The sequence below is a fragment of the Pseudoroseomonas ludipueritiae genome (genome assembly GCF_014490445.1).
In the GTDB taxonomy this organism is placed as follows: Bacteria; Pseudomonadota; Alphaproteobacteria; order Acetobacterales; family Acetobacteraceae; genus Pseudoroseomonas; species Pseudoroseomonas ludipueritiae.
In genome coordinates this window covers 1-8765 of the sequence record NZ_JACTUZ010000172.1, presented here as the reverse complement: position 1 = coordinate 8765, position 8765 = coordinate 1, and the positions used below count along the sequence as shown (strand labels likewise).

The 8765-nt window shown below is 70.5% G+C and carries 9 protein-coding genes and 1 pseudogene; 7 read left to right on the top strand and 3 right to left on the bottom strand.

Annotated elements, in window-relative coordinates:
- Positions 1 to 186: 186 nt before the first annotated feature.
- From IBL25_RS22420 to IBL25_RS22405, 4 genes are all read left to right on the top strand, one after another.
- Entirely contained in the window at positions 187 to 357 is a 171-nt protein-coding gene (locus IBL25_RS22420; protein ID WP_187780709.1) for a hypothetical protein, read from the top strand.
- A 105-nt stretch (positions 358 to 462) separates the two neighbouring features.
- Positions 463 to 1449: an MDR/zinc-dependent alcohol dehydrogenase-like family protein gene (locus tag IBL25_RS22415; protein WP_367615669.1), complete on the top strand. Its 987-nt coding sequence runs from the start codon at positions 463 to 465 to the stop codon at positions 1447 to 1449.
- Entirely contained in the window at positions 1446 to 2474 is a 1029-nt protein-coding gene (locus tag IBL25_RS22410; RefSeq protein ID WP_238940591.1) for a Gfo/Idh/MocA family protein, read from the top strand. Before IBL25_RS22415 ends, IBL25_RS22410 begins: the two co-directional genes overlap by 4 nt.
- Before the next feature lie 78 nt (positions 2475 to 2552).
- Entirely contained in the window at positions 2553 to 2753 is a 201-nt protein-coding gene (locus tag IBL25_RS22405; RefSeq protein WP_187780713.1) for a hypothetical protein, read from the top strand.
- A gap of 92 nt (positions 2754 to 2845) precedes the next feature.
- On the opposite strand, the gene IBL25_RS22400 is transcribed toward IBL25_RS22405, so the two are convergent.
- From IBL25_RS22400 to IBL25_RS22390, 3 genes are all read right to left on the bottom strand, one after another.
- A complete protein-coding gene (locus IBL25_RS22400) occupies positions 2846 to 3838 on the bottom strand; it encodes a tripartite tricarboxylate transporter substrate binding protein (RefSeq protein ID WP_187780708.1) in 993 nt (330 codons plus the stop codon).
- Positions 3839 to 3945: 107 nt separating this feature from the next.
- A complete protein-coding gene (locus IBL25_RS22395; RefSeq protein WP_194433803.1) occupies positions 3946 to 5451 on the bottom strand; it encodes a tripartite tricarboxylate transporter permease in 1506 nt (501 codons plus the stop codon).
- 4 nt (positions 5452 to 5455) lie between these two features.
- On the bottom strand, positions 5456 to 5941 hold the full coding sequence (locus tag IBL25_RS22390; RefSeq protein ID WP_187780707.1) for a tripartite tricarboxylate transporter TctB family protein: 486 nt from the start codon (positions 5939 to 5941) through the stop codon (positions 5456 to 5458).
- A gap of 268 nt (positions 5942 to 6209) precedes the next feature.
- Here IBL25_RS22390 and IBL25_RS22385 point away from each other — a divergent pair, with 268 nt between their 5' ends.
- From IBL25_RS22385 to IBL25_RS22375, 3 genes and pseudogenes are all read left to right on the top strand, one after another.
- Positions 6210 to 7997: a thiamine pyrophosphate-requiring protein gene (locus IBL25_RS22385; RefSeq protein WP_187780706.1), complete on the top strand. Its 1788-nt coding sequence runs from the start codon at positions 6210 to 6212 to the stop codon at positions 7995 to 7997.
- A 16-nt stretch (positions 7998 to 8013) separates the two neighbouring features.
- Positions 8014 to 8400 carry a YidH family protein gene (locus IBL25_RS22380; RefSeq protein ID WP_187780705.1) on the top strand — a complete coding sequence of 129 codons (387 nt, stop codon included), beginning with the start codon at positions 8014 to 8016 and terminating at the stop codon, positions 8398 to 8400.
- A 72-nt stretch (positions 8401 to 8472) separates the two neighbouring features.
- A pseudogene (locus IBL25_RS22375) lies at positions 8473 to 8765 on the top strand (hypothetical protein); the annotation flags it as partial.

Genomic DNA, 8765 nt, shown 5'->3' with positions numbered 1-8765 from the left:
GCGGCGCCAGCAACACCCTCGCCGCCCGCTGAACCGAGGCAGGGCCGCACGCCACCGAGGCCCCCTCCACCGCCATCGCCGCGCACCTCCCCCTCCCCCAAGGCGCGGCGTCCTGGCCGGCGGCTCCCCCGCCGCCGGCCAATTTCTGCCGATGCGCCTGACTGGCGCATCCTGACAGGTGCCATTATGCCAAACGAATCGAGCTTGCCCTGGCCTGAATATCTGCGCGCTTGGCTCGATGCGCTGCGCTACCATCCCGAACAACATTATCTCGGGGGCGCGCGCCGCGTTGAAGCGGCCAGCGCCACGGAAGAACGGGGCAGCGAAACGCCGGCGCGGCAGGAGCGCGCGGCCTGACATCAAAGCCACCCTGCCCCCTGAAACGGCCACGCCTCAGTCGCGTTACGCCCGATGCGAGTGATGGAGGAATGGCGGAGCCATGGCAGTGCGGGGGATGGAAGAGTGAGCGAGGCGGTTGCCGGTATTCGCACGATGCAGGCCGCGGTTCTGGCCGGCCCTGGCCAGGTCCGGCTGGAGGATGTGGCGCGGCCCGAGCCCGGCCCAGGGCAGTTGCGCATCCGCCTGGAAGGCTGCGGCGTCTGCGCCTCCAACCTGACGCCCTGGGCGGGGCCGGAATGGATGCAGTTCCCCACCCCGCCGGGCGACCTTGGCCATGAAGGCTGGGGCATCGTGGATGCGCTGGGCGAGGGCGTCACCGGCTTCTCGGTCGGCGACCGCGTCGCCGCCCTCTCCTACAAAAGCTATGCCGAATACGACCTGGCGGAGCAGGACAATGTCGTCCGCCTGCCGGATTCCCTGGCCGGCCAGCCCTTCCCGGGCGAGCCGCTGGGCTGCGCCATGAACATCTTCCGCCGCGCGGGCATCGAGGCGGGGCAGACCGTCGCCATCATCGGCATCGGCTTCCTGGGCGCCATCTTGACGCGGCTGGCCGCCGATGCCGGCGCACGGGTCATCGCCATCTCCCGCCGCCCCTTCTCGCTGGACCTCGCCAGGCGCATGGGCGCCGCCGAGGTGATCCCGATGGAGGACCACCACGCCATCATCGAGCAGGTGAAGACCCTGACCGGCGGCCAGTTCTGCGACCGCGTCATCGAGGCCGTGGGCAAGCAATGGCCGCTGGACCTGGCCGGGGAACTGACGCGGGAGCGCGGCCGGCTGATCGTCGCCGGCTACCACCAGGACGGCCCGCGCCAGGTGAACATGTGGCTGTGGAACTGGCGCGGCATCGACGTCATCAATGCCCATGAGCGCGACCCCAAGGTCTATATGGCCGGCATCCGCGAGGCGGTGGAAGCCGTGGCTTCCGGCCGGCTGGACCCCAGCGGGCTCTATACCCACCGCTTCCCGCTTTCGCGGCTGGACGAGGCGCTGAACGCCACCCGCGACCGGCCCGATGGCTTCCTCAAGGCGCTGGTGACCTTCCCATGAGCGACGTGATGACCGCAGCCCCCGCCGCCGCCGCGCAGCGCAGCCGCCCGCGCCTGGGCTTCCTGGGTGTCGGCTGGATCGGTCGCCACCGCATGCAGGCCATCCTGGAGGAAGGCCATGCCGAGGCCGCCGCCATCGCCGATGCCTCGCCCGAGATGGTGGCGGAGGCGCTGAAGCTGGCCCCCGGCGCCCAGGCGGTGGATTCGCTGGATGCCATGCTGGAAGCGGGCGTCGATGGCGTGGTGATCGCCACCCCCAGCGCGCTCCATACCGAGCAATCCATCCGCGCCCTGCAACACGGCGTGGCCGTTTTCTGCCAGAAGCCGCTGGGCCGCACCGCCGCCGAGGCCCGTGCCGTGGTCGATGCCGCCCGCAAGGCCGACCGGCTGCTGGCAGTGGACCTGTCCTACCGTTTCACCGAAGGCATGCGCCGCATCCGCGAGGTGGTGCAATCCGGCGAGCTGGGCCGGATCTATGCGGTGGATCTGGTCTTCCACAATGCCTATGGGCCGGACAAGCAGTGGTTTTACGACCCCGCGCTTTCCGGCGGCGGCTGCGTCATGGACCTGGGCGTGCATCTGGTGGACCTGGCGCTCTGGACGCTGGATTTCCCGGGCGTGGCCAAGGTGCAGGGCAGCCTCTTCGCGGGCGGGGAGCCGCTGGGCGGCCGGCCGGACAAGGTCGAGGATTATGCCCTGGCCACGGTGACGCTACATGGCGGCACGGCGGTGCAGCTCGCCTGTTCCTGGCGCTTGCAGGCGGGGCAGGATGCGGTGATCTCGGCCGCCTTCTATGGCACCGGGGGCGGCGTGGCGCTGCGCAACGTCAACGGCTCCTTCTACGACTTCACCGCCGAGCGCTTCCGCGGCACCGCGCGCGAGACCCTGGCGACCCCGCCGGATGCCTGGGGCGGGCGTGCCGCCGCCGACTGGGCGGCACGGCTGGCCTCCGGCGCGCGCTTCGACCCGGCGGCGGAGCGGCTGGTGGAGGTCTCCGCAGTGCTGGACCGCATCTACGGGCGCTGAGGCCCAACCTTTCCCCGGGTCGGGCGCTAAACCGGTGCGGCGGACCTTGGCCGCGCCGGACCCGGAGAAGGATGCACCATGACCGATGACACGCTGCCCACCCCGGCCTCCCGTGGCGAGATGCAGGCCCGGCTGGACCTCAGCCTCGGCCGCGCCGTCTCGCTCCGCAGCGTGGCGCGCGCCACGCCGGAAGGGCTGATGTCGGTGGGCGTGCTGGTGTCGCTGATCCTGCTCTCCACCGCCGTGCTGGTGCGCGCCGCCAAGCGGCCGGGGCGGTAGAGCAGCCCCTGCCAGGCGGAAGCGCCTGACCGGGTGACGATGCTCCTCGAAGCACCAGAGGCGGGCCGCCGCCGGGGCGGCCCACCCCCGGCTCAGGCCTTGGCCAGGCCCGCCGCCTTCATGGCGGTGCCCATGGCGGCATCGGTCTCGGCCATCACCTTGCCGAAGGCCGCGCCGTCGCCCCAATCCATGCCGAAGCCGCGCGACTTCATGAAGTCCGAGTATTCGGCGGATTTGTAGACACGCTCCAGCGCCTCGGTCAGCTTGCCGGAGATCTCGGCCGGCATCTTCAGCGGGCCGCCGATGCCGCGCCAGACGCCCGTCTGGTAGTCCACGCCCAGGCTTTCCTTCAGCGTCGGGATATCCGGGAATTGCGGGTCGCGCTGCGGCGCCATGATGGCCAGGCTGCGGGCGCGCCCGGCATCCAGCATCGCCCGCGCCTCGGGGATGGAGCAGGGCACGATGTCGATGCCGCCGGCGACCAGGTCCTGCATCCCCGGCGCGGCGCCGTTGGAGGGCACCCAGCGCACATGGTCCGGCTTCAGCCCCATGGCCTGCAGCCAGCCCACCAGCGCCAGGTGCCAGATGCCGCCCTGGCCGGTGCCGGAAGCCTTCAGCTTGCCCGGCGGGCTGTTCTTGATGCCCTCCGCGAGCGCCTTGATGTCCTTGTAGGGGGAGGAGGCGCTGACCTGCACGCCCGGCGCATCGCGGTTCATCAGCCCCAGCGGGGTGTAGTTGGCATAGGTCAGTTCCGTCAGGCCCTGCCAGTGCATCATCGCGATTTCCACCGTGATGATGCCGATGCTGTAGCCATCCGGATTGGCGCTGGCGATGGCGGCATGGCCCACCACGCCGGAGCCGCCGGTGCGGTTCACCACATTCACCGGCTGGCCCAGCTCCTTCTCCAGCAGGGCGGCGATGATGCGGGCCGTGGCGTCGGTGCCGCCGCCGGCGCCCCAGGGCACGATCATCTGCAGGGGGCGGTTGGGATAGCGGGGCTGCGCCAGGGCGGGACGGGCCAGCGCCGCCGCGCCAGCCAGGGCCGCGGTGCTCGCCAGAATCCCACGGCGGGACATCGAACTCATGGATCGTCTCCTATTGGCTCCGGCTTCAGGCCGGTTTGGCTGGGAAGTATGGACAAGTTTTAAGGGAGGGAACAAGGCCGCAGGGTGGCGGCCTTGCCGAAGCAGGGTCAGCCGCGCTGCGGCGCCATCCGCCGTGCCGCCGAGCGCCGCAGCACCCAGGCCACCACCGGCCAGAGCAGCGCGCCGGCCGTGATGGCCGCCAGCACCGCCGAGATCGGCCGCTCGATGAAGGGCAGCAGGCTGTTGTCGGACTTGATGAGGGAGGTGACGAAGCTCTGCTCCACCATCGTGCCCATGACGATGCCCAGCACCATGGCCGCCACCGGATAGCCGTTGCGCTCCATCACGTAGCCCACCACACCGAAGAAGGCGACCAGCAGCACCGCGAAGAGGTTGTTGCCGGTGGCGAAGGCGCCCACGGCGCAGAGCAGCAGGATGACCGGCATGATGGAGGCGCGCGGCGCCCGCAGCACCGTGGCCGCGACGCGGATCATCACGATGCCCAGCGGGATCATGATGATATTGGCCAGGATGAAGATGATGTAGAGCGCGTACATGCTGGAGGCGCGCTCGGTGAAGAGCGTGGGCCCCGGGTTCAGCCCCTTCATGTAGAGCACGCCGATGGCGATGGCGGTGATGGTATCGCCCGGGATGCCGAAGAGCAGCGCCGGCACCCAACCGCTGGCCAGGGAGGCATTGTTGCTGGCGCCCGATTCGACCAGCCCCTCCGGATGGCCGGTGCCGAATTTCTGCGGCTCCTTCGAGAAGCGCTTGGACATGGCGTAGCTGACCCAGGCCGCCATATCCGCGCCGGCGCCCGGCAGCACGCCAATGATGATGCCGATGATATTGCCGCGCCACATCGGCCACTGGTAGCGCTTCGTGAGCGACCATTGCCCCGCCAGGATGCTGCCGAAGCGGCGGCGTGGCAGCGGCGGCGGCTCCGCCTCGGCCAGGGCGCGCATCACCTGCGACACGGCGAAGACACCCACCAGCGCCGGCAGCGGCTCAATGCCGCCGAGCAGGTCGGTCATGCCGAAGGTGAAGCGGGGCGTGCCCGCCGGATTCTCCATGCCGATGCAGGCGAAGAGCAGCCCCAGCAGCATCGAGGCGATCGCCTTCACGGGCGAGGAACGGGCGACCAGCGTGGCGCACATCAGGCCCAGCACCGCCAGCCAGAAATACTCGAAGGTGGAGAAGTTCAGCGCCACCTCGGCCAGGGCCGGCGCCATCACCAGCAGCGATATCGTGCCGACGATGCCGCCGATGGCGCTGAACCACAGGCCGGTGCCGAGCGCCAGCTCCGCCTGCCCCTTGCGCGTCATGGCGTAGGATTCGTCGGTATAGGCGGCCGAGGCGGGCGTGCCGGGGATGCGCAGCAGGCAGCCCGGGATGTCGCCGGAGAAGATGGCCATGGCGGAGGAGGTGATGATGGTCGCCACCGCCGCGATGGGCGAAAGGTAGAAGGTGACGGGCACCAGCAGCGCGGTCGCCATGGTGGCGGAAAGGCCGGGCAGCGACCCTACCACCAGCCCGTAGATGGCCGAGGCCAGGATGGCGATGAGCACATCCATCTGGCCCACCATGCGGAAAGCCTCGAGAAGGTCCGTCATGATGTCACCACGGCATCGCCAGGAGGCCGTCGGGCAGCGGCACCCGCAGCAGCTTGAAGAAGATCAGGTGGATGCCGAGCGGCGCCAGCACCGCCAGCGGCACCGCCAGCCGCCACCGTGCACCCATGGCCAGGGCCACCGCCAGCGCGATCACCGCCGCCGTCAGCACGAAGCCGAGGCTGTCCACCGCCAGGATGTAGAAGACCAGCAGCAGGGGCGGCAGGAAGGCGCGCCATTCCGCGAAGCGCGGCGGCTGCGGCACGGCCTGGCCCGGCTCGGGGGGCACGATCTCCTCCGGGGCCTCGAAGCTATGGCCGACGCCCAGCGCGATCATGGCGCCGCACAGGATCAGCCCGCACCCGATCAACATCGGGAAAACGCTGGGCCCCACATCCTGCCCGGGCACGCCCGGCTGCAACGAGGCGCCATAGACGGTCACGCCCCCCAGCGCGACCAGGCATGCCCCGGTGACTCTATCCGATAAATGCAACGCCCCGTTCCCTTTCCTCAGGCTCCGGGCTTCGGCGCGGGCTTCTCGCCCCCGCGCGCGCCCGCTGTTTTATGCTGCCGCGGTTCTTGGACCTTTGTGGCGGGACAAGTGTGCTGACCGAAGAACGATCCGGTCAAGCATGCAGGGCCCGGACATGACAGGCCGGAAATGCGGCGGGCCTGATGCAACAGCCCTGGCGGCGAGGCGTTCGCGCCGGAGAGGGTGCCGCGGGTCCCGCCGCGCCCGGTGCAGCGCATGAGGTGGCGAGATGGCGGAAACGGTCGGCGACTTCTTCTGGCGGCGCCTGTCGGAATGGGGCGTGAAGCGCGTCTTCGGCTATCCGGGCGACGGCATCAACGGCCTGGTCGGCGCCCTGGACCGGGCGCGGGACCAGGTCCAGTTCGTGCAGGCGCGGCATGAGGAGATGGCCGCCTTCATGGCCGGCGCCCATGCCAAGTTCACCGGCGAGGTGGGCGTCTGCCTCGCCACCTCCGGCCCCGGCGCCATCCATCTGCTGAACGGGCTCTACGACGCGCGGCTGGACCATATGCCGGTGCTGGCCATCGTCGGCCAGCAGGCGCGCGCCGCATTGGGCGGGCATTACCAGCAGGAGGTGGACCTCGCCGCGCTGTTCAAGGACGTGGCCGGCGCCTTTGTGCAGCAGGTCAGCGTGCCCGGGCAGGTGCGCCACCTGATCGACCGCGCCATGCGCACCGCCATGGCCGAGCGCCGCATCACCTGCATCATCGTGCCCAACGACATCCAGGAGCTGGAAGCGGTGCCGGTGCCGCCGCATGAGCATGGCACGGTGCATTCCGGCGTGGGCTATGCGCGCCCCTCCATCCTGCCGACGCCGCCGCAGTTGCGGCAGGCGGCGGATGTGCTGAACGCGGGCAAGAAGGTCGCCATGCTGGTCGGCGCCGGCGCGCTGGAGGCGACGGATGCGGTGATCGCGGTGGCGGAGCGGCTCGGCGCCGGCGTCGCCAAGGCGCTGCTGGGCAAGGCGGCGCTGCCGGACGACCTGCCCTTCGTCACCGGCTCCATCGGGTTGCTGGGCACCGAGCCAAGCTGGGACCTGATGATGGAATGCGACACGCTGCTGATGGTGGGCAGCGGCTTCCCGTATTCCGAGTTCCTGCCCAAGGAAGGCCAGGCGCGCGGCGTGCAGATCGACCTGAAGCCCGACATGCTGAGCCTGCGCTACCCCATGGAGGTGAACCTACATGGCGACAGCCGCGCCACGCTGGAAGCCCTGCTGCCGCTGCTGAAGCCGAAGGAAGATGCCTCCTGGCGCCAGCGCATCGAGAAGAATGTCGCCGCCTGGTGGGAGAAGACCGAGACGCGCGCCATGCAGCCGGCCGAGCCGCTGAACCCGCAGCGGGTCTTCTGGGACCTTTCGCCCCGGCTGCCGGAGCGCTGCATCATCGCGGGCGACAGCGGCTCCCACACCAACTGGTATGCGCGGGACGTGAAGCTGCGGCGGGGCATGATGGCCTCGCTCTCGGGCGGGCTGGCCACCATGGGCTCGGGCGTGCCCTATGCCATCGGCGCCAAGTTCGCCTATCCGGATCGGCCGGTACTGGCCATCTGCGGCGATGGCGCCATGCAGATGAACGGCATGGCGGAGCTGATCACCATCGCCAAGTACTGGAAGGAATGGGCGGACCCGCGGCTGGTGGTGCTGGTGCTGAACAACCGCGACCTCAACCAGGTGACCTGGGAGCAGCGGGTGATGGCGGGGGACCCGAAGTTCCTCGGCTCGCAGAGCCTGCCGGACGTGCCCTATCACAAATTCGCCGAGCTGATCGGGCTGCGCGGCATCTTCGTGGACAATCCGGACCATGTGGCCAACGCCTGGGAGCAGGCCTTCGCGGCCGACCGCCCGGTGGTGCTGGAAGCCTATGCCGACCCCAATGTGCCGCCGCTGCCGCCGCATATCACGCTGAAGCAGGCCCGCGCCTTCGCGTCCTCCATGTTCGGGGAGCCGGAGCTGGGCAGCGTCATCGGCAATACCGCGCGGCAGGTGCTGGCCTCCGTGCTGCCCGGCAAGTCCTGAGCGGCTGGGGCGCGGCATGCCGGCGGAAACCCCGCCCGCCAGGGATGGCGCCGACCGGCGCACGGAACTGGCGGCCGACCGCACGGTGCTGGCGGCGGAGCGGACCTATGCCGCCTGGGTCCGCACCGGCCTGACCGCGCTGGCCGCCGGCGTCGGCGCCAAGAAGGTGCTGGGCGGCGTGCTGCCGGAATGGGCGGTGCTGGCCACCGGCTCGGTGCTGGTGCTGTTTGGCGCCTTCTGCTTCGTGGCGGCGGTCTGGCGCGAGGTCTGGGCCGGCGCGCCGCCGCCGAAGCCGGATGTGCGCCGCCTCCCGCGCGTGGCGCTGATCGGGCTCAACGGCTTCCTGGTGCTGGTCTGCCTGGGGGCGCTGCTGGGCGTCTGGTTCGGACGCACGGGTGGTTAGGCGCGGTGCCAGGGCAACACCCTGGGGCGCGGCGCGTTCTTGCCCAAAGGCTTTGCAGACAGGAGATGCCCCATGAGCGGATTCTTTTCCGGCCGGTCCGGCGGCGGCCTCGCCGGCGGCTTGCCCAATGGCGTGAAGCTGGCCGCCATCGCCTTTCTCATTCACCAGCTGATGAAGCAGCGCGGCGCCGAGGCGCAGACGCCCGGCGGCATGGCGCAGGGTCCGGGCGGAGTGCCCCAAAGCGGTATGGGCCAAGGCGGTGGTGGCCTGGGCGAGATCCTGGGCAGCCTGCTGGGCGGCGCGGGCGGCGGCATGACGGGCGGCCCCGCCGGCGGTGGGCTGGGTGGCCTGCTGGGCGGCGGCGG